This is a genomic window from Streptomyces sp. 142MFCol3.1 (genome assembly GCF_000424945.1).
In the GTDB taxonomy this organism is placed as follows: Bacteria; Actinomycetota; Actinomycetes; order Streptomycetales; family Streptomycetaceae; genus Streptomyces; species Streptomyces siamensis.
Map to the genome: position 1 here is coordinate 52,171 of NZ_AUKV01000010.1, position 22,349 is coordinate 74,519.

General features: G+C 71.9%; 24 protein-coding genes. 12 read left to right on the forward strand and 12 right to left on the reverse strand.

Going from position 1 to position 22,349, the window contains the following annotated elements; translation table 11 throughout:
• Positions 1–1,005 (forward strand): FAD binding domain-containing protein, encoded by a 1,005-nt coding sequence (locus H305_RS0116020; RefSeq protein WP_028801260.1) that lies wholly within the window; start codon positions 1–3, stop codon positions 1,003–1,005.
• Positions 1,002–3,233 (forward strand): xanthine dehydrogenase family protein molybdopterin-binding subunit, encoded by a 2,232-nt coding sequence (locus H305_RS0116025; RefSeq protein ID WP_028801261.1) that lies wholly within the window; start codon positions 1,002–1,004, stop codon positions 3,231–3,233. Before H305_RS0116020 ends, H305_RS0116025 begins: the two co-directional genes overlap by 4 nt.
• Before the next feature lie 33 nt (positions 3,234–3,266).
• Here H305_RS0116025 and H305_RS0116030 read toward each other — a convergent pair whose 3' ends face one another.
• Together H305_RS0116030 and H305_RS0116035 are read right to left on the reverse strand one after the other, a co-directional pair.
• Positions 3,267–4,430 carry a PP2C family protein-serine/threonine phosphatase gene (locus H305_RS0116030; protein WP_051370629.1) on the reverse strand — a complete coding sequence of 388 codons (1,164 nt, stop codon included), beginning with the start codon at positions 4,428–4,430 and terminating at the stop codon, positions 3,267–3,269.
• 220 nt (positions 4,431–4,650) lie between these two features.
• Complete coding sequence (locus H305_RS0116035) at positions 4,651–4,836, reverse strand: hypothetical protein (protein ID WP_028801263.1); 186 nt, start codon at positions 4,834–4,836, stop codon at positions 4,651–4,653.
• Positions 4,837–5,292: 456 nt separating this feature from the next.
• Between H305_RS0116035 and H305_RS0116040 the strand changes: the two genes are divergently transcribed.
• Entirely contained in the window at positions 5,293–5,739 is a 447-nt protein-coding gene (locus H305_RS0116040; protein WP_028801264.1) for a MarR family winged helix-turn-helix transcriptional regulator, read from the forward strand.
• Positions 5,740–6,041: 302 nt separating this feature from the next.
• Here H305_RS0116040 and H305_RS0116045 read toward each other — a convergent pair whose 3' ends face one another.
• The gene (locus H305_RS0116045; protein WP_028801265.1) at positions 6,042–6,245 is read right to left on the reverse strand and encodes a cold-shock protein; all 204 of its coding nucleotides are present in this window, start codon (positions 6,243–6,245) and stop codon (positions 6,042–6,044) included.
• A 439-nt stretch (positions 6,246–6,684) separates the two neighbouring features.
• On the opposite strand from H305_RS0116045, the gene H305_RS0116050 reads away from it, so the two are divergent.
• Both H305_RS0116050 and H305_RS0116055 read left to right on the forward strand, forming a co-directional pair.
• A complete protein-coding gene (locus H305_RS0116050; RefSeq protein WP_028801266.1) occupies positions 6,685–7,344 on the forward strand; it encodes a hypothetical protein in 660 nt (219 codons plus the stop codon).
• Positions 7,345–7,679: 335 nt separating this feature from the next.
• Positions 7,680–8,159, forward strand: a complete 480-nt coding sequence (locus tag H305_RS0116055) for a GreA/GreB family elongation factor (RefSeq protein ID WP_028801267.1) — start codon at positions 7,680–7,682, stop codon at positions 8,157–8,159.
• Between the two features lie 211 nt (positions 8,160–8,370).
• Here the strand turns inward: H305_RS0116055 and H305_RS0116060 are convergent, their stop codons facing one another.
• Both H305_RS0116060 and H305_RS0116065 read right to left on the reverse strand, forming a co-directional pair.
• A complete protein-coding gene (locus tag H305_RS0116060; protein WP_199791414.1) occupies positions 8,371–9,201 on the reverse strand; it encodes a family 1 encapsulin nanocompartment shell protein in 831 nt (276 codons plus the stop codon).
• A complete protein-coding gene (locus H305_RS0116065; RefSeq protein ID WP_028801269.1) occupies positions 9,198–10,187 on the reverse strand; it encodes a Dyp-type peroxidase in 990 nt (329 codons plus the stop codon). The genes H305_RS0116060 and H305_RS0116065 overlap by 4 nt, the downstream gene beginning before the upstream one ends.
• Positions 10,188–10,368: 181 nt before the next feature.
• Between H305_RS0116065 and H305_RS53420 the strand changes: the two genes are divergently transcribed.
• Together H305_RS53420 and H305_RS0116075 are read left to right on the forward strand one after the other, a co-directional pair.
• Positions 10,369–10,506 carry a hypothetical protein gene (locus tag H305_RS53420; protein ID WP_158690541.1) on the forward strand — a complete coding sequence of 46 codons (138 nt, stop codon included), beginning with the start codon at positions 10,369–10,371 and terminating at the stop codon, positions 10,504–10,506.
• 71 nt (positions 10,507–10,577) lie between these two features.
• Positions 10,578–10,955 carry a thioesterase family protein gene (locus H305_RS0116075; protein ID WP_028801270.1) on the forward strand — a complete coding sequence of 126 codons (378 nt, stop codon included), beginning with the start codon at positions 10,578–10,580 and terminating at the stop codon, positions 10,953–10,955.
• A gap of 286 nt (positions 10,956–11,241) precedes the next feature.
• Here H305_RS0116075 and asnB read toward each other — a convergent pair whose 3' ends face one another.
• Both asnB and H305_RS0116085 read right to left on the reverse strand, forming a co-directional pair.
• Entirely contained in the window at positions 11,242–13,083 is a 1,842-nt protein-coding gene (asnB, locus tag H305_RS0116080) for an asparagine synthase (glutamine-hydrolyzing) (protein WP_028801271.1), read from the reverse strand.
• Between the two features lie 386 nt (positions 13,084–13,469).
• Entirely contained in the window at positions 13,470–14,141 is a 672-nt protein-coding gene (locus H305_RS0116085; RefSeq protein ID WP_078629077.1) for a TetR/AcrR family transcriptional regulator, read from the reverse strand.
• Positions 14,142–14,200: 59 nt separating this feature from the next.
• Between H305_RS0116085 and H305_RS0116090 the strand changes: the two genes are divergently transcribed.
• The 4 genes from H305_RS0116090 (at position 14,201) to H305_RS0116105 (ending at position 17,514) form a co-directional block, all read left to right on the forward strand.
• Complete coding sequence (locus tag H305_RS0116090) at positions 14,201–15,814, forward strand: FAD-binding oxidoreductase (protein ID WP_234020875.1); 1,614 nt, start codon at positions 14,201–14,203, stop codon at positions 15,812–15,814.
• Between the two features lie 241 nt (positions 15,815–16,055).
• A complete protein-coding gene (locus tag H305_RS0116095) occupies positions 16,056–16,685 on the forward strand; it encodes a ParA family protein (protein ID WP_078629100.1) in 630 nt (209 codons plus the stop codon).
• On the forward strand, positions 16,682–16,987 hold the full coding sequence (locus H305_RS0116100; protein ID WP_028801275.1) for a hypothetical protein: 306 nt from the start codon (positions 16,682–16,684) through the stop codon (positions 16,985–16,987). Before H305_RS0116095 ends, H305_RS0116100 begins: the two co-directional genes overlap by 4 nt.
• A gap of 188 nt (positions 16,988–17,175) precedes the next feature.
• Entirely contained in the window at positions 17,176–17,514 is a 339-nt protein-coding gene (locus H305_RS0116105) for a hypothetical protein (protein ID WP_037764157.1), read from the forward strand.
• Between the two features lie 234 nt (positions 17,515–17,748).
• Here H305_RS0116105 and H305_RS0116110 read toward each other — a convergent pair whose 3' ends face one another.
• Positions 17,749–18,471 (reverse strand): FAD binding domain-containing protein, encoded by a 723-nt coding sequence (locus H305_RS0116110; protein ID WP_028801277.1) that lies wholly within the window; start codon positions 18,469–18,471, stop codon positions 17,749–17,751.
• Positions 18,472–18,632: 161 nt separating this feature from the next.
• Positions 18,633–19,661, reverse strand: coding sequence for a zinc-binding dehydrogenase (locus tag H305_RS0116115; RefSeq protein ID WP_051370631.1), 1,029 nt, complete (start codon positions 19,659–19,661; stop codon positions 18,633–18,635).
• 136 nt (positions 19,662–19,797) lie between these two features.
• Between H305_RS0116115 and H305_RS0116120 the strand changes: the two genes are divergently transcribed.
• Positions 19,798–20,286, forward strand: a complete 489-nt coding sequence (locus H305_RS0116120) for a MarR family winged helix-turn-helix transcriptional regulator (RefSeq protein WP_028801279.1) — start codon at positions 19,798–19,800, stop codon at positions 20,284–20,286.
• Positions 20,287–20,394: 108 nt separating this feature from the next.
• On the opposite strand, the gene H305_RS0116125 is transcribed toward H305_RS0116120, so the two are convergent.
• The 3 genes from H305_RS0116125 to H305_RS0116135 all read right to left on the reverse strand — a co-directional run bounded on the left by H305_RS0116125 (position 20,395) and on the right by H305_RS0116135 (position 22,318).
• Positions 20,395–20,679 carry a hypothetical protein gene (locus tag H305_RS0116125; protein WP_028801280.1) on the reverse strand — a complete coding sequence of 95 codons (285 nt, stop codon included), beginning with the start codon at positions 20,677–20,679 and terminating at the stop codon, positions 20,395–20,397.
• 294 nt (positions 20,680–20,973) lie between these two features.
• A complete protein-coding gene (locus H305_RS0116130; protein WP_028801281.1) occupies positions 20,974–21,900 on the reverse strand; it encodes a hypothetical protein in 927 nt (308 codons plus the stop codon).
• 22 nt (positions 21,901–21,922) lie between these two features.
• Positions 21,923–22,318: a hypothetical protein gene (locus H305_RS0116135; RefSeq protein ID WP_051370633.1), complete on the reverse strand. Its 396-nt coding sequence runs from the start codon at positions 22,316–22,318 to the stop codon at positions 21,923–21,925.
• Positions 22,319–22,349 lie beyond the last annotated feature (31 nt).

A 22,349-nucleotide genomic window follows, 5' to 3' on the forward strand; every position in this document is an offset into this window, starting at 1 on the left:
GTGCGGCCGATCACCTACGCGCGCGCCACCGACACCGCGGCGGCGATCGCCGCGGTCAGCGCCGACCCGACCAGCGACTTCCTCGCCGGCGGCACCACCGAGATCGATCTGCTGCGGCAGAACGTCCTGCATCCTCGGCGGCTCGTCGACATCAACAGCCTTCCCCTGAACCGGATCGAGACCACTTCGGAGGGAGGCCTGCGCATCGGCTCCCTGGCCCGCATGAGCGAGGTCGCCGCGGCCCCCGTGGTGCGCGAGCGGTTCCCCGTGCTCAGTCAGGCCCTGGAACTCGGCGCCTCGGCGCAGCTGCGGCACATGGCCTCCATGGGCGGCAACCTCCTGCAAAAGGTGCGGTGTTCGTACTACCGGGACGCCGAGTCGCCGTGCAACAAGCGTGAACCGGGCACGGGGTGCTCGGCCGTCGACGGTTTCAGCCGCGGGCACGCCGTCCTCGGCACGAGTTCCCACTGCATCGCCACGCACCCCTCGGACGCGGCCGTGGCGCTGATGGCCCTCGACGCGCAGGTGCACACGCTGGGCCCCGACCAGCGCGAACGCACGTACGCCTTCGAGGACTTCTTCCTGCTGCCCGGTGACTCCCCGCACCGTGAAAACCTGATGGAACACGGCGAACTCATCACGTCCATCGAGGTGCCCGCGGCGCCCGTGGCCCGCCGCTCGCTCTACCTGAAGGTCCGGGACCGCGAGAGCTACGAGTTCGCGCTGGCCTCCGTGGCGGCCGCGGTGTCCGTCGTGGACGGCACGATCGCGGACGTGCGCGTGGCCCTCGGAGGTGTGGCCACCAAGCCGTGGCGGGCCCGACGGGTCGAGGACTTCCTGATCGGCGCGGCAGCACAGCGGAACAACTTCGCCCAGGCGGCACGGGTGGAACTGATCGAGGCGCAGCCGACCACCATGAACGCCTTCAAGGTCGAACTCGCCCAGCGCGCGATCGTGCGTGCCCTCGAAACCCTCATCGGCAACGGAAGCGAGAGCCCGGCATGACCACCGCAGCCGCAATCGGACAACCGCTGTCCCGTGTCGACGGCCGCCCCAAGGTCACCGGCGCCGCCCGCTACTCCGCCGAGATCCCGATCCCCGGCATGACATACGCCTGCCTCGTCGGGTCCCGAATCGCCAGTGGCCGGGTGACCGGGATCGAGACACAGAGCGCCCTGGCGGAGGAGGGCGTCATCGCCGTCCTCACCCACCGGAACCTGCCGCGGATCGCCGAACAGCCGCCGCTGATCCCGTCACTGGCGGGCACCGCCGCACCGGGGCAGACCTTCTTCCCGATGCAGGACGACACCGTCCACTACGCGGGTCAGCACATCGCGATCGTCATCGCCGACACCTGGGAGCGGGCCCAGCACGCCGCGAGTCTGCTGCGCGTCTCGTACGAGCAGACCGCCCCGCTCACGACCCTCAACCAGGGCCGCGGCGAGGCCTACGAACCCGACCGCATCTTCGGCGGCTGGCTGCCGGGACGGGTCGAGCGCGGAGACGTCGAGGCGGGGCTCGCGCAGGCGGACGTGCGGGTGGAGGCCACGTTCACGTACGCGGCGAACAATCACAACCCCCTCGAGCCCGCGTGCACCACCGCCGAGTGGCAGGGCGACGAACTGGTGCTGTACGACTCCACCCAGGGTGTGAACGCCACCCAGATCACGGTCGGCCGGCAGCTGGGCATCCCGCTGTCGAAGATCCGCGTCATCAGTCACTTCGTCGGGGGCAGTTTCGGCTCCAAGGCCATGATCCACGACCATGCGGCGCTGGCGGCGATGGCCGCCCGCGAGGTCGGCAGGCCGGTCAAGCTGGCGCTGACCCGCGAGCAGATGTTCACCTCGGTGGGACACCGTGAGGAGCAGGAACAGCAGATCGTCCTCGGCGCGACGCGCGAGGGGCGGCTGACCGGGATCCGGCACCTCAAACTCTCCCCCACCTCCCACTTCGACGAATGGGCCGAGCCCTCGATCGGCGTCTCGTCGGAGATCTACGCGTGCCCGAACTTCCGGGGCGTCTACCGGATCTTCCGCGCCAACACCATGACCCCGACGTTCATGCGGGCGCCCGGCGAGGCCAGCGGCATGTTCGCGCTGGAATGCGCCATGGACGAGCTGGCGCACGAACTCGGTGTGGAGCCGATCGAGCTGCGGCTTCGCAACTACACCGACGTGAGCCCCATGACGGGCAATCCCTGGTCCAGCAGCGGCCTGCGGGAGTGCTACCAGCGGGGTGCCGCGCGATTCGGCTGGGAGGGCCGCGACCCGCGGCCCGGCGTGCGCCGCGACGGGAACTGGCTGATCGGAACGGGCATGGCCAGCGCGGGCTACCCGGTCGCTCCGCCCGCCAATCCGCAGCGCGCCCGCGCCCGCTTCTACGCCGACGGAACCGCGGTCGTCCAGGCCGCCACCCCCGACTTCGGCACGGGCGTCGCCACGGTGATGGCGCAGGTCGCCGCCGACGGGCTCGGCATGGCGGTGGACCGCTGCCGGTTCGAGAACGGCGACACCGACCTGCCCAACATCGCGGCCGCGGTGGGTTCGGCGGGCGCGGGGATGATCAGTGCCGCCGTGCACAGTGCGGCGACCGCCCTGCGCAACCAGCTGATCGCGAAGGCCGTGGCGGACTCCAACGGGCCGCTGTACGGCGCGAACCCGGTCGACGTGGTCGTCCAGGACGGAGTCATGACCGCCGGAACCGCCTCGGAGTCCTACGTCGAGCTGTTGCAGCGGAACTTCCAGCCGGACGCAGAGGCGTCCGGTGCGTGGAAGCCGCCGGGCGGCGACTCCGAGTACGCGATGATGACGTTCGGTGCCCAGTTCGCCGAGGTGGCCGTGGATCCCGAACTCGGACTGGTCCGGGTACGGCGCATGACGGGCGCTTTCGCGCCCGGCCGGATCCTCAACCCGAAGACGGCCCGCAGCCAGCTCATGGGCGGCATGCTCTGGGGCCTGGGCCAGGCGCTGCTGGAGGCCAACCACACGGACCCGCGAACGGGCCGCTGGGCCAACACGAGCCTGGGTGAGTACCTGGTCGCGGTGAACGCGGACGCGCCCGACGTCGACGTCGAGCTGATCGAGGTCGAGGACAGCGTCGTCAACCCGCTCGGCGTCAAGGGTGTCGGCGAGATCGGTCAGGTCGGTGCCGCCGCCGCGATCGCGAACGCCGTCTGGCACGCGACGGGCCGACGCATCCACAAGATGCCGATCACGATCGAGGATCTGCTCTGAAGCGGACTGCCGCGACAGCTCCGGGGAGCACGCTCAGGCGGCCTCGGACGGCGACTGCTCCGAAGGTCTCCCGTCCCGCTGGATGACGATCACGGCCATGTCGTCGTGCAGCCGGCCCCCCACGTAGTCCCGCAGGTCCGCGGTGAGGCTTTCGACCAGCGGCACGGGCGGCTGGTCCGCCCATGCCGCGACACGTTCGGCGAGCGGATAGAAGACGCCCTGCTCGTCCCGGGCCTCGCTGACGCCGTCGGTGTAGAGCACCAGGCGATCACCGTGCTCGAACGGGAAGGTGGCCGCGGCATAGGTGGGGTCGATCGCCACGCCGAGGCCGAGCGGCGGTGACGGCTCGGGCACCGTCAGGGCGGTGGCCGTCCCGTTCAGGTGGTGCAGCCGGAGGGGCGGCGGGTGGCCGCAGCTGACCACGTGGACGACCGGCTCGTCGTCCGGGATGTCCAGCACCGCGGCGGTCACGAAACGTTCGGCGGCGTCCTCCTCCAGCCCGGAGAACTCCGCCAGCCCCCAGCCGACGGCGTCCTCGATGTGGGCGACCAGGTCCGGCAGCGGGACCGGACGGTGGGCGGCGGCACGGAAGGCGCCCAGCACGATCGCCGTGTCGCTGATCGAGGCGAGACCCTTGCCGCGGACGTCCCCGATGATCACCCGTGTGGAGCCGGGGACGCGGGCCGCCGCGTAGAGGTCACCGCCGATGCCCGTGTCGGCGTCGGCGCTGTGGTACTCCGAGGCGAAGGAGACCGGCCCGGCGTGCTCCGGGAGCGGGCGCAGCACCACGCGCTGTGTCGCGTCGGAGACCGAGCGTACGTGCACCAGCTCCCGGTCGCGCCGCCGCCGCAGGTAGGTGAAGAAGACCAGGAAGGCGCAGACGGCGACGAGGGCGCTGATCTCGACGACGACACTCTCGGTGATCAGCGTGTGCCGCAGCGTTCCGGCGGCGACCAGTGCGAGTACGGCCAGCGCGCCGACGAGCGCGGTGAGCCGGGGGCCGTAGGCGACGGCGGTGACCGCCACGGCGACGACCAGCAGGTGCGCGAGATGGATGTCCGGCGGCAGGAACGCGTCGGCCACGGGGATCGCGAAGATCAGCAGGATGGGGCCCGCCAGCCACAGCCAGTGCGGCGCCGCGCGGAGCGAGGCCCGCAGGGTCTCGGCCACGGAGATGGTGATGCTCGCAGGGCTCACATGGTGCTCCCGAACTGGTCGTCCTGCCTCGACCAACGTGTGGCCGGCCGTCCGTCATTCCCCGGCGCCCCTCGGCAGGCCAGGTGGGCGCGTCCCTTGAGCGGGCCCTCAAGGAACCCTCCCGGGCGGCCGTCGGCTCCCTCCGCGGCCTCAGCCGCCGCCGGGGCGCGCGTCACGCGCCCCGGCTCTTACCCCCCTCGCCACAGGCCCTTCGAGGGCCCTACGGACGTTGGCCGATCCGGTCGACCACACCCACCTCCTGGCGGCTGCGCATCTCGAAGTACCTGTCCGTCTTCCGCCACTCGCCGTCGACGCGCTCGTCGTTGCTGCCCTTGAGACGAATGCCCAGGTAGTCGTAGGTCTCACGGTCGAAGACGAAGGTGAACGTCAGGTGGGGGTACGACACCCCGACCCCGTGCCGTCCCAGCGCGTCGACCTCCCGCCGCTGCCGCGGCGACCGTCGCGGCCACCGCGACACGGAACACCGCCCGCCTGGGCAGAGTGACCGTACTTCTGTGTCCCGCAGCGGCGGCGGACCGGCCGCCGCGCACCGGGGATCGAGGCCCGCCGAGCTCCCCGGCTTCCGGCGGCGCGTCCAGGTGGCGACCTACGGCGACCCGCCCGATCCGCCCTCCACGGCCGCGTCCTCGTCGCACTCCGCCAGGCGGTCGAACAGGCGGGGTGCTTGCAGCCCGTCGCAGGCCGACGTGGGCAGGAGTCACGCGAGTACTGCCCCCTGCGCCTCCGCGCACCCCTGAAGGTGCCCGCAAGCCGTCGCGCCCGGGGTGGCGACGTTTCCGGCCACCAGCATTCATACAGACAAGACTGTACAGAGCAAGCTGTACTATTTAAGGTGGAAGGCATGAACGAGAACCCTCACGCGTCGCCTTCGGCGGTAGAGGCGTCGCGGCAGGTGCGTGCCGTCATCGGCCGTCTGCGACGCCGCATTCTCGGTGCCGCCGAGGCCGACGACATCACCTTGGGACAGGTTTCGGTCCTGACGCGGCTGGCCGACCGGGCCGGTGTGACGGTCAGCGATCTGGCGGCCTCGGAGGGGATGCGGCACCAGTCGATGACCGCGACCGTCGCTCCGCTGCTCGCCGCGGGGCTCATCGTGCGTCGTCGCGACCCCCACGACGGGCGACGCCTGCTGCTCGTGCTCACGCCCGCCGGACGGCGGAGGGTCGAAGAGGGGCGGCAGGCCCGGCGGGAGTGGCTCGCCGGGCAACTCGAGGAGAAGTGCACGGAAGAAGAGCGGAAGACCGTGATCGAGGCCATGATCGTCCTGGAGCGTCTGACACGTGACTGAACGGACGAAGGCCGGGCCGATACCGTCGGCGGAGTCACGGTTCGATCAGCTGCGGGCGGTGCGCCCAACGCCGCGCCGCAGGACCGACAGGTAGAGCACGCCCGCTCCTCGGCGCCCGGCTCACCGCTGCCGGCCCGTGGAACACGAGACCTCGTCGGCCAGGCCTGCACCCGCCGCTGACGTCACCACGGCCGCCGACCGGGCCACGAGACGGGTGAGGCCTGTGGGCATCCCTCCCTCAGGGCGCCGCACAGGGACGTCCCCGCCCTCCTCGGACGGAAGGGCGGGGACGGGTACGGGCGTCAGGCGCGGACGATGTTCTCCGCCTGGGGCCCCTTCTGGCCTTGGGTCACGTCGAAGGTGACGGTCTCCCCCTCCACCAGTTCCCGGAAGCCGTTCCCGGAGATGTTGCTGTAGTGCGCGAAGACGTCCGGCCCACCGCCGTCCTGGGCGATGAATCCGAAGCCCTTCTCGGCGTTGAACCACTTCACGGTGCCGCTGGCCATTCTGTGTCCTTCGTTCATGCCGGGACGAGCCCGGCTCAGTGAAAGCGGGTCCCCACACATCGGGAACACCCGATATCCGTTCTACCCCGTAACGGCCGCGTCGTCCGGCTTCCCCACCCCGCCACGGCGGATCTTTTCCGCCGCACGCCGTGGCCCGCGGAGCCCTCCACCGGCACCGGACCACTGGGCCGAAGGCGTGTCCGGCCGCCCGCAGAGCCTCCGCGAAAGCCAGTCGACGAGCTGAAGGGCCCAGGGCGATCCGATGCGTGGAATAGCCCGCATGGGCCACAGTGCGCGCGCATCCCCGCGCCCGGCGGCAGGGTGTTGCGTGCAGGCTCCGGGCAGCTGCTCTCCGTCCCGCCCCCGTGCCCCCGTGCGCGGCGCTCAAGGAGCACCTCCCAGAGCGACCGAAGACCACGGCAGGCCGGCTGGAGGCCCCATGCGGGAGAAACCCCTGAGCAAGATCGGCAAGGAGCTGACGCGTCTGCGCCACGAGGTGTCGCACGCCACCGCGCGCCGTTCCGCACCGGAGGGCTTCGGCCTCGACCGCGCGCTGGTCAGCGGGCTGGTCTCCGACAGCCTGAGCCCGCAGGACGAGGCCACCTTGGCCAAGCAGGTCGCCCAGCTGCTGCCGTTCCACTGGGCCCAGTCCAACACGCTCGCCGTCACGATGACGGAGATCGTCGACCATCTCGGCGGCCACCGCGAACTCATGGCCTGGCTCGACCGCTTCCCCGGTCTGCCCAGGCTGACGGCCCGGCTGTACGTCCTCTTGGGGCTCCTGGACCAGTACAGCGAGGAGCATGCGGTCGTGCGGGCCTTCCGGGAGTACCGGGAGCACACGCCCTATCCCCCGGGCCTGCGGGGGTACCTGGTGCCGCAGACCGACGACTCGACGCTCGCCGGCCTCGCCTTCCGGATCGAGGAGCTCCTGGGCGACGGTGAGGTGACCGAATCCGTCGACCTCGCTCTCGCCACGGCGACGTGTGTGGAGCAGATCGCGCCGCGTGCCGAGGAACTCGACGCCACGGTCGGCGACATGGGCGCGGTGATGGAACACATGGTGAAGGACCTCCGCGAGGCGGACTCCGCGGTATGACCCCGCGTGCGACCGGTCCGGATCTGCCCGGGCACGATCGACCGTCAGGCATCGCCCATGCCTGACGGTCGTTCGTATGACCCCACCGAGCGGTCGCCCGCGCACGCACCGGCACCCGGGTCACTCTCTTGGCCGCGCCCCGGTCCGCAGCGGGGTGGGCGATGCTACGTGGCCGGTGAGTCCGCCAGGGGCCTTCTCGGGGGCGCGTGCCGCCGAGAAGGGGCGGTACCCGCGGGCACACGGAGGGCCACCGGCCGGATGCCGCGTCAGGGAATCGCACCTAGGATCCGGAATGTCCCGCCCCACATCGTCTCCTTGCACCCCGAGGACCAGGCATGCCCAGCGAACCCGCACCGATCAGCGACGCTGCCCGACACGCCCTCGAACAGGAACTCGCCGACCTCCACACCGAACGCCGGACGGTCGCCGCGACGCTTCAGGACTCCTCGGCCGTGGGCGATCGTGCCGACGAAGCCGACGAGTTGCAGCGCGCCGACGACCTCCAGCGCCTGGACGCCCGTATCTCGGAGATCACTACTCGGCTCCGCGGTGCGGACACGGCAGGCCCGCCGCCCACCGACCGGGTCGGCGTGGGCAGCACGGTCACCGTGCGATTCGCCGACGGCACGGAGGAGACCTTCCAGGTCAGCGAGACGGCTGAGGAACTGGACCCCTCACTGGTCACGGCGGACAGCCCCCTCGGGCGCGCCCTCCTCGGCCACCGTCCCGGCGACACGGTGGCCTACAGCGCACCCGGCGGCCGGGCGACCGCGGTGGTCGTGTCCCTGGGGCAGTCGCCCGGCGCCGGCGCGTGAACCGTTCGTGCCGCGCGCCTGAACACGCCCGCCGCCGGGGCCCGTTGCACCACCCGGCCCGGAGGTCCCGCTGGATCGCAGACATGGTGATGAGTGAACGAGCGGACGCCGCACGATCGGTCAGGGCTGCCAGGTGGCCCGGCCGTGCGATCCGGCCACCGAGCTGCAGCAGTTGACTCCGGCCCGCGGCGATTTCCGCGGGGGCCCTGGATCAGCCCCCGTCCGCCGCGGGGTCGAATGCCACCACGGCCTCGTCCGTGTAGACCAGGAACGTCAGGGTCTGGCGGAAGTACAGTTCGATGTCGGTGGCGTCGTGCGACGTGTAGCCGATGGCGAGGTCCTCGCCGAGCCTCAGTTCGTAGTCGCCGCCCCGGGTGGTGAGGAGAAGGGCTCCCTCGATCGCGGGCGCCCAGATCAGCTTCCCGTCGAGGATCCGGCCGAGATGGGCGGCGACCGGGTAGCCGTGGTCCGACGTCTCACTGACCGCCGTGTACGCCTCGGCTCCCAGCAGCAGGGAGTACGGGCCCTGGACGCCGGCCAGGCGCAGCGTGCTCAGGGCGTGGCTGACGGCGTCCGGGTAGTCGCGGGGCTCTGCGGGCAGGCGCAGCACGGGATGTGAGGTGCGCCCGCGCAGGCCCTCGATCCGGGCGGCCGGGTATCCGTTGAAGGCCGCCCGGTCCTCGGCGAACGCCATGGTGCGCGCGGCGTCCTTGACCGGTTGCCAGTCGGAGTCCTGGGAGCCGCGGTCGACGTCGTCGACGGCGGTCCGGCTCACCGTGAAGGGCACGGTCAGTTCGGTGAGGGGCCGTGCCTGGCGCAGCCGCGCGCCCACGCCCGGCGCCGGGCCGTCGATGTCGGAGAGGTGTCCCGTCCCCACCGCCGCGAGTTCGGGGCCGTCGGGGCCGGAGACGTCCACCACCCGGCGGCCGGCGAGGTTGCGGCGGAAGGTGCGGCGGGCCTCGTCCTCGATCTCGGCCCAGGCGGCGGGCGTGATGGGGGCGAGTTCGCGATGCAGGTTGGTGATGCCTTCGGGCGTCGTCATGTTCGGACTCCTTTGAGGCTGCCGATCCCCAGTGAGCCGTCTGCCGCGCTCTTCCTGCCGGGAGCCGGGGGAAGGTCGTCGAGGAAGGTGGCGGTGGGCACGTGGAACAGGCATCCGGTCACCGCGGTCGAGAAGTCGAGGATGCGGTCGTGCCGGGCCGGGCCGTCGCCGAGGAACATGTTCCTGAGCATGTGCTCGGTCACGTCGGGGGTGCGGGCGTAGCCGATGAAGTACGTCCCGAACTCACCGTCGCCGATGGTGCCGAAGGGCATGTTCTCGCGCACGATCCTGCGCTCGTTGCCGTCCTCGTCGGTGATGGTGTTGAGCGCCACGTGGGAGTCGTCGGGCTTGACGTCGTCGGGGAGTTCGACGTTGGCCAGCTTGGTGCGTCCGATGACCTTGTCCTGCTCGTCCACGGGCAGGGCGTTCCACGCCGTGAGGTCGTGCAGGTACTTCTGCACGATCACATAGCTGCCGCCGGCGAACCTTTCGTCCTCGTCGCCGATGAAGACGGCTTCGGCCGCGATGCCGCCCTCGGGGTTCTCGCTGCCGTCGACGAAGCCGAGCAGGTCGCGCTCGTCGAAGTACTTGAAGGCATGCACTTCGTCGACGACCGTGGCCGCGCCGCGCAGCCGTTCCCCGAGCAGCCGGGCGAGTTCGAAGCACAGGTCCATGCGGCGGGCCCGCACGTGGAACAGCAGGTCTCCCGGCGTGGACGGGGCCCGGTGGCGTTCCCCTGCCAACTCCACGAAGGGATGCAGTCCCTGGGGGCGCGGTCCGTCGAACAGCCGGTCCCAGGCCGCCGATCCGATGCCGACGACACACGTGAGTTCCTCGTACGGTGCGCGGAACGCGACTGAACGGCGCAGGCCCGAGACGTCCTCCAGCAGGTCCCGGACGGTTTCCTCACGGCCCGGGACGACGGTGACCACGAGGAAGACGGTGGCCCGGGCCGGCGGCACGATGACGGGCTGCGACTCAGGCACGAGCCGGCCTCCTCACGGGTCGGGGACGGTCCTGTCGTGTTCGCAGCGGCGGCCCCTCCGTCCGCGCCGCTCCATCCATCCTGCTGCGTCCCGGGGAAATCCGCGCGAGCACGACAGGGGCCGGTGAGCGGCGAGGCAGGGCCGACCGGCAATCCGCGGGACGGCCGGGCACACCCGTGGCGTGCTGTTCCGCCGACTTGCGTATCCGGTGGCGGCGGACGGTGAGCCGTGGCCGGCCGGGATCGACCCGGCCGAGCTCGCCGCCACCGAGCAACGTGCCTACTCGCTGCTCGCCCGGTTGTACCGCCATCGGTACTGAGGTGCCGGTGTGCCGCGCCACCGGGACGGCCGCTGCCCGCTGTCCGCTCCACGACGAGCTAGCGTGATGCGATGCGCCATGAAGTGACCGACGCCGACACGGCGGCGACGGTGGGCAGCGGGGACGTGCCCGTGCTGTCCACGCCACGGCTGGTCGCCTGGATGGAAGCCGCGACGGTACGGGCCGCCGCGCCGTTCACCGCGCCGGGTCAGACGACCGTCGGAACGGCCCTCCGTATCGAGCACCTGCGCGCGACGCGGGTCGGAGGATGCGTGGATGTCTTCGCCGATCCTCCCGCCGTCACCGGCCGCCGCCTCACGTTCCGGGTCCGGGCGGTCGACGGTTCGGGGACGCTGGTCGCGTCGGGCGAGATCGACCGGGCGGTCGTCGACCGGGAGCGGTTCCTCGCCACGGCACCGGACCCGGGCCGGTCCCGCGGGACGACGTGACGGCCGGGCACAGGCCGCTCGGGCCGTTCGGGCCGCTGCTCACTTCGGGAGCCGGCCCAGGCACTCCTGCGCGGTGACGGCGGGTCCGTCCTCACCCCGCACGACGGGAGGCTCCCCGCCACGCGGTGACCGGCCCGGTCGCGCAGTTCGAGGAACACCTGAAGCGTGTGCGCGTCGACCGGGTCTCCGTAGTACGCAATGGCGCCGCCGGTGACCTTCGTGTTCGCCGGGACCATGACACTGCCACAGGGGACCGGACGCCACGACGTGACGGCGCGTCAGCGCCTCAGTCGAGCAGGATCTCCGGTGCGTACATGTCCAGCCACACAGCGAGGTCCAGGGTCCGCTCCAGACCGCGCCGGGCCGCCTGGTGGCTGACGGGTGCGTCGCGGTGTGCCGCCTCCTTCACCCGTCCCTGGTCGACCAGGTCGAAGACCGGGTGGGACGGGCGGGTCAGCAGCTCACGGGCCTGCTCCTGGAGTGCGGCCGCATACGCGGGGTCCTGTGTGGACGGGTAGGGGCTCTTGACGCGGTCGTAGACCGAGGTGGGGATGACGTCCGCGGTCGCCTCCCTCAGCAGGCTCTTCTCCCGTCCGTCGAAGGACTTGAGCGCCCAGGGTGTGTTGTAGACGTACTCCACGAGCCGGTGGTCGCAGAACGGCACTCGCACCTCCAGGCCGACGGCCATGCTCATGCGGTCCTTGCGGTCGAGGAGGATCCGCACGAAACGCGTCAGGTGGAGGTGGCAGATGCGCCGCATCCGGTACTCGAAGTCGCTCTCGCCCTCCAGGCGGCGGATGCCGGACACGGCGGAGCGGTATCCGTCGGCGACATAGGACTCGATGTCCAGGGCCTTGGTCAGGTCGGGCCGCAGGACGTCGGCGTCGTCCCCGAAGTGCCGGCCGAAGCTCACCAGCCAGGGGAAGGCGTCGGCGCGCCGTGCCTCCTCGTCGAAGAACTGGAGGTAGCCGCCGAAGACCTCGTCGGCGGACTCGCCGGACAGGGCGACCGTGGAGTGCGCGCGGATGGCCCGGAACAGCAGGTAGAGGGAGGCGTCCATGTCGCCGAAGCCGACGGGCAGGTCGCGGGCTCCGATCACCTTGGCGCGGACCGCGGGATCGGCGAGGGCCTGCGTGTCGAGCACGATGTCCTGGTGATCGGTGCCCGCGGTACGGGCCACGTCGTGGACGTACGGCGTGTCCGGGGTGCCGCGCAGTTCGTCGGCGACGAAGTTCTCGGCCTGGCCCACGAAGTCGACGGCGAAGCTGCGCACGCCTTCGCCGTCGGCACGCAGTTGCCCTGCGGCGATCGCCGTCATCGCGGAGGAGTCGAGGCCTCCGGAGAGCAGGGTGCAGCGCGGCACGTCGGCGACGAGCTGGCGACGCACGATGTCGTCGAGCAGCGAGCGGACCGTGGCGATGGTGGTGTCCCGGTCGTCGGTGTGCTCGCGGGTCTCCAGCCGCCAGTAGGCGCGGCTGCGCGGACCGGTGCGGTCGACGGTGACGACGGTGCCCGGCTCGACCTCGCGCATGCCGTCCCAGACCGCGTGTCCGGGCGTCTTGATCATGGTGAACAGCTCGCGCAGACCGTCCAGCGTCACCCGGGCGGGGGCCAGGGGGTTGGCGAGGATCGCCTTCGGTTCGGAGCCGAACAGGACGCCGTCCGACGTCGGGTAGTAGTAGAAGGGCTTGATGCCCATACGGTCGCGGATCATCACGAGCTTGCCGTGACGGCCGTCCCAGAGGGCGAATGCGTACATGCCGTTGAGCCGCTCGGCCAGGGCCTCACCCCAGGCGAGGTAGCCGCGCAGGACGACCTCGGTGTCGGAATCGGTGGTGAAACGGTGCCCCTGCGCCTCCAGCTCGCGGCGCAGTTCCGTGAAGTTGTAGGTCTCCCCCGAGTAGACCAGCGCGACCGTGCCCTGAGGGGTGGTCGCGGTCATCGGCTGGCGGCCACCGGGCAGGTCGATGATCGCGAGCCGGCGGTGTCCGAGCGCCGCCGGCCCCTCGGCCCAGACACCGCGGTCGTCCGGGCCTCGGCAGGCCATCGTCTCCGTCATCGCATCCAATTCCGCGGTCCGGTTCCGCAGATCACGGTCGAAGGACACCCAACCGGTGATGCCGCACATGTGCGTCGTCCCTTCTCACGGTGGCGGCAGATGAGGCCACGACCTGGGGGTTCCTCGGGGCCGTGGCAGCACGCCGCCAAACCAGTTGCATCAGGCATCTACATTCCAGCCTGTTCCCGGGACCGTGCGCAGTCAACGCGGCCGTGACCTGAACGACCGAGCCCGCCTCGCACTTTCAGCCGTCCTTTGCCCTCGCGGGAACCCACGGGCCGTGCGGCGCCCGGTGCTCGCGGCGGATATCGGCCACCGGCAAAGAGTTCCCCAACCTTCCGTTCGCGCCCGCGGACACCACCGGGACCCGGCCGTCGGCTCGCCTCACACGCCCTCGCGGACGGCGTCTCCTGCACGGCCCCGGACAGACCTCGGGTGCCGTGTGGGCAAATGCCTCAAGCGCCGTCGCGGACGGCCGCGAACAGCCGGGCGCAGCGTGCGCTCATGTCCTGCGCCGACAGTTCGGGGTGGGACACCCACCAGCCGACCAGGGCGCCGACCGTGCCCGTCCACACATGCTTGAGGGCGTCCGCGTCGAGGGGGTCGTCGTTGCCCTTGCCGTGCAGGAGCGCGGCGGTGCCGGAGGCCGCCAGCGCGTCGATGGCATCGCGATGCCGCTGCGCCGCGCGCCACGGCCCGGAGCCGTGTGGCAGGGTCCGGTCGTACAGCACGAACCAGGCCTGACGCCGCTCCTCGATGGTCCGGAAGACCGCGGTGAGCACCGCGTGGGGCAACTGCCCCGCCGGCGGGTCCGACGCCATGGCCCGGTCGATCGCCGTGAGCAGGCGCGGGCCGAGACGGTCGACGCAGGCGGTGTGGAGTCCGTCCTTGGAGCCGAAGTACGTGTAGAGCATCGGCTTGGTGACACCGACGCGCCGGGCGATCCCGGCCATCGACGCCGCGGCGTATCCCCGCCTGCCGAACTCCTCCAGGGCCGCGTCGAGGATCTGCTCCTCCCGGCGGGCGCGCGGGACCCCCTTGGTCCCGGTTCCGCGCGGGCGGTCCTGCTCGGCCCCGGGATCGCCTCCGGCCGGATCCCGCGAGTCCGAGGCCCTTGTCGTCGTCATGCGCAGACTATACGTTGCGGTAACTTACCAAGAGGTAAATTACCGAGAGGTCAATTCACGTGCCCGACAGCTCCGACCGCAGCACGTCCTCCCCGGCCCAGCGCTCCTGGTGGGGCTGGGGGGCCGCCATCAAGGCCCTGCGCGACGCCGACTGCACGGCGCTGGCGGCGCTGGTCCCCGGCGCGGCGGAGACCCCGCTGCCCGTGCCCGCGATCTCTGCCCCCGCCCTGCCGAAGGTGCGGGTCGAAGCGCCCCCGGCACTCGCCCCCGTGATGTCGGCGGCACCCCTCGACCGGGCCTCGCACACCTACGGCAAGGCGTTCCGCGACGTGATGCGCGCCCTCCACGGCGACCTCGCGGCGGCCCCGGACCAGGTCGCCCGGCCCCGTACGGAACAGGAGGTGATCGACGTCCTCGACTGGGCGGCGGGCGCCGGTGTGGCCGTGGTGCCGTACGGCGCGGGCAGTTCCGTCGTCGGCGGTGTCGAATACCGGGCCGGTCTGCACCGCGCAGTGGTGTCCCTCGACCTCTCCTGTCTGGATCGAGTCCTGGAGATCGACCGCGTCAGCAGGTCCGCCCGGATCCAGGCCGGCGCCCTCGGCCCGGCCCTGGAGGCACAGCTGCGACCGCACGGGCTGACCCTGCGCCACTTCCCGCAAAGCTTCGAGTTCTCCACCCTGGGCGGCTGGCTCGCCACCCGGGCGGGCGGCCACTACGCCACGCTGTACACCCACATCGACGACCTCGTGGAGTCGCTCCGCGTCGTGACGCCCGTCGGGGTCAACGAGTCGCTGCGACTGCCCGGTTCGGGCGCCGGCCCCTCCCCCGACCGTCTGTTCCTGGGCTCCGAAGGGACCCTCGGAGTGATCACCGAGGCCTGGATGCGGCTCCAGGACCGACCGCGCCACAAGGCGTCGGCCACCGTGCGGTTCGACGACGTCCACACCGCGATGGACGCCGTACGCGCGGTCGCGCAGTCAGGTCTGCACCCGGCCAACTGCCGGCTGCTCGACCCCGGAGAGGCCGCTCTGGCGGGAGTCGCCCACAACGGGCAGAGCGTGCTCGTCCTCGGCGTGGAATCGGCCCATGCCCCCGTCGACGGCCGCCTCGCCGAACTCGTCACCCTCGCCCGCGATCACGGCGGCACCGCGGCGGCCACGGAGCCCGGCACCGGTGACGCCGCGGCGGACACCTGGCGCTCGGCCTTCCTCACCATGCCGTATCTGCGCGACGCGCTCGCCCGCATGAGCGTGATCTCCGAGACCTTCGAGACGTCCTGCACCTGGGACCGCACGCGAGAGCTGTACGAGGCGGTGCGCGAGCGGCTGGCCGACGTCGTCAAGGAGGTGACGGGCACCGCGGGCACCGTCAACTGCCGGTTCACCCACGTGTATCCGGACGGGGCCGCACCGTACTTCACGGTCATCGCACCCGGGCGTCGCGGGGACGAGGTCGCCATGTGGGACGAGATCAAAGCCGCGTCGATGCAGATCCTCCACGACCACGGGGCGACCGTCACCCACCACCACGCGGTCGGGCGCGACCACCGCCCGGGGTACGACCGGCAGCGCCCGGAGCCGTTCGCCCTGGCCCTGCGCGCCGCGAAGGAGGCACTCGATCCGGCCGGGATCCTGAACCCGGGCGTGCTGCTCGATGCGGCTGCCACCGGGTGACGCCCGGGCCCGGGGGCCGGGCCTCACGCGAGCGGTGCATCCGCCCGGCCGCGCGCCCGGTTCCCACCAGGAGCGGGCGCCCGGACCGCCCTCCCCCTGCGGTGGCCGCCGACGCGCGGTACGGGCTGCTGCTTAGTCCAGACGACTGGTTCACCCGCGCGCCAGGATGAACGGTGGGGCCGTGCACCCCGCGACACCGGTGCCCGGCCGTCCGCGACCACTAGCGTCACTCTTTGTGTCGATGAGTCATGCATTCGTGAACCTGAAACCCGGAGTGGGCAAGACGACCAGCGCGGTCTGGTTGGCTCACGCACTTCACGAGTCGGGCATCTCACCGTTGCTCGTGGACAGCGATCCCGCCTCCTCCGCCCTGCGCTGGAGCGAACTGGCGGGCGGCTTCCCCTTCCCCGTGGTCGCCCTTCCCGTGGGCGACGTGCACCGGCGTGTGAACGACTTCCTCGGAAACCGACAGGCCGTCGTGTTCGACGCGCCGCAGATGGAGGATCACGCCCACATCACCCGGAGCATCATGAGGTACGCGGGCGAATGGATCGTGCCGGTGACACCGGCCCCCATCGAACTGGACCGCATGGCACCGATCGGCGGCGAGATGGGCGACATGCAGTCGTTGCGCGCGCACCCGGCCCGCGCCGCCGTCCTGCTGAACCGCACCAATCGTCCCGACGCCACGCGGACCGGCCCCGACGCCGACGCGCGCGCGGCGCTCACCGAGCGCGGCTTCGACGTGCTGTCCACCCACATTCCACGGCTCGACCTCTACGCCCAGTCGTTCGGCGGCCCTGTCGAGGTCAAGGGCTCGGCGTACATGGATCTCGCGGACGAGCTCATCAGACGTCAGGACAAGGCATGAACCAGCGCAGGGACACCTACCGAGCCGCCTTGCAGCGCGGACCGGAGGTCATCGCACCGGCCCGGCACACGAAGGTCACCGAGTTCCGCACCCGGTACGTCCGGGTGACCATCGAGCTCGATCCCGACCTGCCGCGCGACCTCGCCCGATGGGTGAGACCACCCGTCGCCGCGCTCCTGCGCGCCGGAGCCGCCGCACTGCGCCCCCGCCAAGTGCACGCCGCAGGCCCGCGGCACGCGGGGGTACCCCACGCCGACTTGCCCCTTTCCACCCGGGATGCTGTGTGGCCGATGGGCGACTAGCATCAAAGGACGAGAGCCGCTCTGCGGGTTGGGCCGAACGACGTAGTCCTTGGTCGCCAGGGACCGCCTGACCTGCGTCCCGTACTCGGGCGGCACCATCCACAGCGGCGCCGGACCCCTCGCCCGGCTGCCGCGGCCATCCGTCCCGTGCCTGGATCCGCACGTTGGGTGGGAAGGAAGGTAAGTCCATGAATGCACACCGCGCGAGGCACCTGGCCGCGATTTCCGCCGTCGGAGTCCTGCTCGCCGGCGGTGCCGCAGTCGGCGCAGCTGGTACGGCCTCGGCCGCGACCCCGGCCCAGAGTACGACCAACGTCAGCAACCACTGCGGACACGGTGGCTGGGGGAACTGCGGCAACGGTTACGGCTACGGCGGCTACGGCGGCTACGGCGGCTACGGCGGCTACGGCGGCTACGGCGGCTACGGCAACTTCTACAACACCGGCTTCGGCTACAACAACGGTTGGTACAACGGCTTCAACAATGGTTTCGGCAACGGGGGCGTCGTAGTGATCGTGGTCGGCTGAGAGCGACACCGCAGCACAGGAGCGAGGGGCGCCACCCGGGAGTCGGGTGGCGCCCCTCGTCATGTACTGCGTTCGAAAAGAGCTCAGGCCGTCAGTCGTCCCAGTGGGCGGTCGGGCACAGCGCACGGTCCGGGGCAGCGGGTGGCGGGGCGAGCAGTGGACCCGCCCGTCCGGTGGCAGGGGTCGGCCAGGGGCGGGGCTCGGCCGGTCGCCGGGGTCTGGCGGCGGCCGGGCTCAGCCGCCGGTCGAGCGGTCGAGGAGAGCCGTGGCCTGCCGGCCGACCACCTCCCAAGCGGCGCTGTCGAGCTCGCCGAGGGCCGTGCCGCGCAGCGCGCCCAGAGCCCGCCCGGTGTCGCCGTCACAAGCCGTGCTGCCACTGAGCACGTCGTAGCCGCGGCGGACGGCGACATGGAGGCTCGTGCCCTCGCCGCCGTCGGCGTGCATCGCGGCGGCGACGACGAGGGGCGGCGGACCGCCCGCGTCTCCCCGCGCCTTGTGACTGCAGCTGGCGACCGGCTCGCGCCAGCGGAGGCCGAGCAGCAGCGGACGCTTGGCCACCACCTCGCCCAGATCCGTCTCGTGCACCCCGTCGGATTCCAGCACCGTGGCCCGGGCGTCCAGCACCAGGGCCGCCGGCAGCAAACAGCGCAGACTGCTGCCGACGAGGTTGCCGCCGACCGTCGCCGTCCTGCGCACGGCCCCGGTGCCGACCGTCGCGGCGGCCAGACGCAGCGCGTCCGGTACCCGGTCGTCGATCCGGTTCAGCACCACGGCACCGCCCAGCTCCTCGCGCCCGATGGCGTTGGCCGTGGGCAGGTCCCGCAGCGACATGGCCAGTGCGGGGAAGCCGTCCCGCTGCCAGGTGGCCCATATCAGCGTCGCCCCGCCGATCGGGACCGCCCCTTCGGCAAGGCATTCCTGCGCTTCGGAGAGGGACGTGGGGAATCGCACCAGCACCGCAACCGACCTGCCTTCCTGGAAGTTGAGCTACGGACAGACCGCGCACCGGCTGCCTTTCCGTCGGCACGGCGCATCTTCGTCGTCCCCGCGGGGGCGCATCCAGGGCTCACGCGGGCAAGGCGTGCGCCGCGGGTCCCACGACGTGGGCCATGGTGGACTCACGCCTCCGTCGTCAGGACCACCTTCCCGGCGATCTCTCGGCGCTCCAGCGCCGCGTGGACGTCGGCGGCCTTCATCAACGGCTCGACGGCTCCGATCCGTGGCGACGTCCGTCCACTGCGGGCCATGCCGAGGAGTCGCTCCAGAGCGGCGCGGTACCAGTCGTGGTCGGCCTTGATCTCGTGGGGGACCATGCTCAGCGCGGTGCGGCGGCCCGGCCGCAGGTTCATCGCCCTGACCCGCAGAGCTCCGCGCACCGTGTCCGCCACCATGTGTCCGGGCCGGCCCGCGAACGCGTAGCTGACCAGCACTCCCCCGGGCGCCAGCGCGCGGTACCCCTTGCGCAGTCCCGGTCCGCCGATGTGGTCGAACACCGCCTGGACGCCCTCCGGTTCCCGCTCCCGCAGCACCTCGCCGAAGTCCTGCCGGCGGTAGTCGATGTGGGTCACCCCGTGACGGGCGAGCAGTTCTTCGGCGCCTGGCGCCGAGGCGGTACCGTACATCCGCAGCCCGAGGAGGGCGCCGAGGCGGCTCAGCGCCTGGCCGACTCCCCCGCTCGCGCCCTGGATCAGGACGGTGTCGCCGGCCCGGACGCGGCCATGGGTCTCCAAGACACTCAGCGCCGTCAGGTGGTCGAGGGGTATCGCGGCGGCCGTGACCGGGTCGAGGCCGTCGGGCAGCGGGACGAGCTGCCACAGCGGCAGGGTCACGTACTCGGCGTACGCGCCCATCTTCGTCAGGGAGACCGCGACGCGCGTTCCGGAGGTGAGCCAGGCGGGCCGCGGCCCGTCGGCCGCGAAGTCCATGATCTCGCCCACGAGTTCGTATCCGGGACTGAACGGCGGCCTCCGTTGCAGCAGATAGTCGCCCGACCGTGCCATCAGGTCGGTGAACCCCACTCCGGAGGCGAGCACCTTGAGGCGGGCGTGCCCCGCCGGCGGCTCCGGCAACGTGGCCTCGACGGTCCGCAGCACCTCCGGGCCGCCGAAGCGTTCCACGACGATCTTCCGGTACGTGATCTCGCTCATGAACCTCACCTTTTCCTGTGTCGTGTCATTAAGTTACACGACACTTATTGAGCTGACCAGCTCGCACGGGAGATCGAGAGAGGATGAATGTCGTGTAACGTAGTTGTCTCGTCCGTCGATCCCGGGGAGCGTCGCGATGGAACCGGCCGAAGAAGCCCGATTCCTCATCCTGGCCGCGCAGCGCGAGGGCAACCGCCGGCTCGCGCACGGACTGCGCCCTCTGGGGGTCACTCCCGCCCAGGCGGAGGTGCTGCGCCTGCTGGCCGAACGGCAGCCGCTCAGCATGTCGGGGCTCGGGGCGCTCCTGGTGTGCGAGAGCGGCGGCAACCCCAGCCGTCTGGTGGACCGGCTGGTGACCGCCGGACTCGTACGCCGCGAAGAAGGCAGCCGCGACCGACGGCACGTGGAACTCACGCTCACGCCCTCGGGACACGAGACGGCCCGTTCGGTGGCCGCGGTGGAAGCGGAGTTGCACGCCGGTATCAGCGCCGCGGCACAGGGGCACGATCTCGACTCGGTTCTCGCCTTCCTGCGCAGCCTGGTGGCGGATCAGGACGCGGGCAGGGCGGTCGCCCTGCGCACGGGCGGGCCCACCTCCGGCGAGGGGAAGCACCGGCGCGCCTGAATCCGACCGCGCACGCACCGCCTCCGTGCCGCCGCCCGGCGGGCGCGCCGCCGGGCGGGTCCCCCCGCGAGGCGGCACGGCACCGGCTCGGCGACCGGGTGTCTCCCGCTAGACGGAGGCCACGACCTCACCGGACATGACCTCCGGAGGGTTGGGAAGCAGCGACGCGAGGTTGTCCCGCACGAAGACGGCCGCCTTCTTGATCGATTCGCCGGCCCCCGCCTCGCTCTCGAAGACGCTCGTCGAGACCATGACCCCGTTCCCGGCGTCGACCCAGTAGTAGGCCAGGAGCCCCGGGATCTCGCGGATGAGGGGTACGAACCCCTCGTTCACCCGGCGCCCCGCCTCGACCGGGTCGGTCACTCCTGAGTAGCGTCTGATAGCTGCGTACACGGTTGCTCTCCTCACGGTTCGGGCAGTCTGCTGCCCAGACGCCGTACCCGCGAGGCGGGGGCCGCGCCCGCGGGTCGTCCGGCAATCACCGGAAGGGGCCGGCCTGCGGTCCGAATGGCGGTAACCCAACTCTCCTCGCCACCAGACGAGTTGTCTCCCCGGCGCACAGCGCCGACCAGGTCCGGGGCCGGGAGGCAGGACGGGCCGAGGCCCGAGGACGGCCGCGCCCGCAGCGCTCCACAGGCGTGACGGCGCTCGTCCCCCACCGGGCCAGGTCCACGACGTACGTGCGCGTCACTCGGCCTTCCTGAACACCTCCGACATCCCGTCCCCCGTGTCACGGGCGAGCAGCCCCGTCGCGTCCGGCGCGATCAGGCCCACGCGTGTGGCCAGTTCCCGGCCGTGCACGTCGACGGCCGCCTCGACGAGCCCCGCCAGCGCCTCCAGCGCGGTGCGGGCACGCGAGCGGGCCACCGCCGCGCATCCGGCGGCGATCAGCCCGGCCGGCCACCACCAGCAGGCGAGCAGGGCGTAGCCCGCCGCCCAGGCCGCGAGGCGCGCCGCGGCGCTGAACGAGTCACGGGCCGACTGGATCTGCCCAACGGCGGGCTCGGGGAGGATCAGCCACAGCCGCGGCCACAGGGCGGCGAGGTCCACACCGTAGGCGGCTTCGACGCGGTCCGCCGTCGCCTGCATGCGGTCGCCGTACCAGGTCGGCCGGGTCGGCTCGCGCGGCGCGATGCGGTCGCGGGCCTCGGTGAGAGCCTGGATCCGCTCCCACGTCCGCCGCGGGATCGCCACCGCGCCGTGCGCTGCGGCACCGGTCGGCCCGGCGTGCGCGACCGCGGCCTCGACCTCGGTGTCCCTCGCCTTCCACCGACGTACGCGCCGTGCGGTGCGGACACGTGAGAGCGGGTCCCGGCCGAATCGCAGCCAGTACTGCTCGACGGCACCGCCGAGGAACTGTGCGACCAGTGAGGCCGCGGTCGCGGTGAGCAGGACGAGCGCCACCAGGAGCGCGGCCGTGCCGGTCCGGTCCAGGGCGGGCCGGGCCGCGAGGTCGTCGAGCGTGGAGCGCAGCCGGTCGATGTCGTGCCAGTGGCGGTGGCCCAGGGTGGTGCCGACGGCGGTGGCGGCGAGGAACAGGGCGCCCGGCAGCACCAGCAGGTTCAGCCAGCGCTCGGTGAGCCTGCCGCCCAGGGTGGCGAGGAGGGGATTCATGGGATCAAAGGGCCGCGGGCGTTCACCGCTCGGGTTCCAGCCGCGCCTTGCGCATGCGCGCGCCGTGGACGGCGCAGGGCGGCGCGGGCAGCAGGTCGCGCGCCCGTTCGAGCCGGGTGCAGGGCGCGGAGGCCGGACACACGGCCACCTTGATGTGCGCCGCGACGCCCGGGGCCGTGGAGCCCCTCGAATCGCCCGCGAGTCCGCCGGCGTACCCGGCCCGGCGCAGCGCGTCGTCCACGTCGTCGTAGCCGGCCGCCAATGCGGCGGTGTCGGCACCCGACCGCAGCAGAGTGAGTGCGCGCTCGGCCGCCGCCCGGACCTCGGGCAGTCGCCGCACGTTACCGGACGAGCCGAGCAGAGCGCAGAAGGCTGCGGTCCGGTGGGCGAGTTCGCTGCGGTCGGGCGGCTCGGTCATGGCCCAAGTGTGCCGCAGAATGAGGACAGTT

What these genes read in the sequence shown, in the direction of transcription:
- H305_RS0116095 (WP_078629100.1), top strand. Translation starts at nt 16,056, where the DNA reads ATGAGTCATGCATTCGTGAACCTGAAACCCGGAGTGGGCAAGACGACC.
- H305_RS0116050 (WP_028801266.1), top strand. Translation starts at nt 6,685, where the DNA reads ATGCGGGAGAAACCCCTGAGCAAGATCGGCAAGGAGCTGACGCGTCTG.
- H305_RS0116025 (WP_028801261.1), top strand. Translation starts at nt 1,002, where the DNA reads ATGACCACCGCAGCCGCAATCGGACAACCGCTGTCCCGTGTCGACGGC.
- H305_RS0116100 (WP_028801275.1), top strand. Translation starts at nt 16,682, where the DNA reads ATGAACCAGCGCAGGGACACCTACCGAGCCGCCTTGCAGCGCGGACCG.
- H305_RS0116040 (WP_028801264.1), top strand. Translation starts at nt 5,293, where the DNA reads ATGAACGAGAACCCTCACGCGTCGCCTTCGGCGGTAGAGGCGTCGCGG.
- H305_RS0116120 (WP_028801279.1), top strand. Translation starts at nt 19,798, where the DNA reads ATGGAACCGGCCGAAGAAGCCCGATTCCTCATCCTGGCCGCGCAGCGC.
- asnB (WP_028801271.1), bottom strand. Translation starts at nt 13,083, where the DNA reads ATGTGCGGCATCACCGGTTGGGTGTCCTTCGACCGTGATCTGCGGAAC.
- H305_RS0116135 (WP_051370633.1), bottom strand. Translation starts at nt 22,318, where the DNA reads ATGACCGAGCCGCCCGACCGCAGCGAACTCGCCCACCGGACCGCAGCC.
- H305_RS0116115 (WP_051370631.1), bottom strand. Translation starts at nt 19,661, where the DNA reads ATGAGCGAGATCACGTACCGGAAGATCGTCGTGGAACGCTTCGGCGGC.
- H305_RS0116055 (WP_028801267.1), top strand. Translation starts at nt 7,680, where the DNA reads ATGCCCAGCGAACCCGCACCGATCAGCGACGCTGCCCGACACGCCCTC.
- H305_RS0116060 (WP_199791414.1), bottom strand. Translation starts at nt 9,201, where the DNA reads ATGACGACGCCCGAAGGCATCACCAACCTGCATCGCGAACTCGCCCCC.
- H305_RS0116085 (WP_078629077.1), bottom strand. Translation starts at nt 14,141, where the DNA reads ATGACGACGACAAGGGCCTCGGACTCGCGGGATCCGGCCGGAGGCGAT.
- H305_RS0116130 (WP_028801281.1), bottom strand. Translation starts at nt 21,900, where the DNA reads ATGAATCCCCTCCTCGCCACCCTGGGCGGCAGGCTCACCGAGCGCTGG.
- H305_RS0116105 (WP_037764157.1), top strand. Translation starts at nt 17,176, where the DNA reads ATGAATGCACACCGCGCGAGGCACCTGGCCGCGATTTCCGCCGTCGGA.
- H305_RS0116045 (WP_028801265.1), bottom strand. Translation starts at nt 6,245, where the DNA reads ATGGCCAGCGGCACCGTGAAGTGGTTCAACGCCGAGAAGGGCTTCGGA.
- H305_RS0116075 (WP_028801270.1), top strand. Translation starts at nt 10,578, where the DNA reads ATGCGCCATGAAGTGACCGACGCCGACACGGCGGCGACGGTGGGCAGC.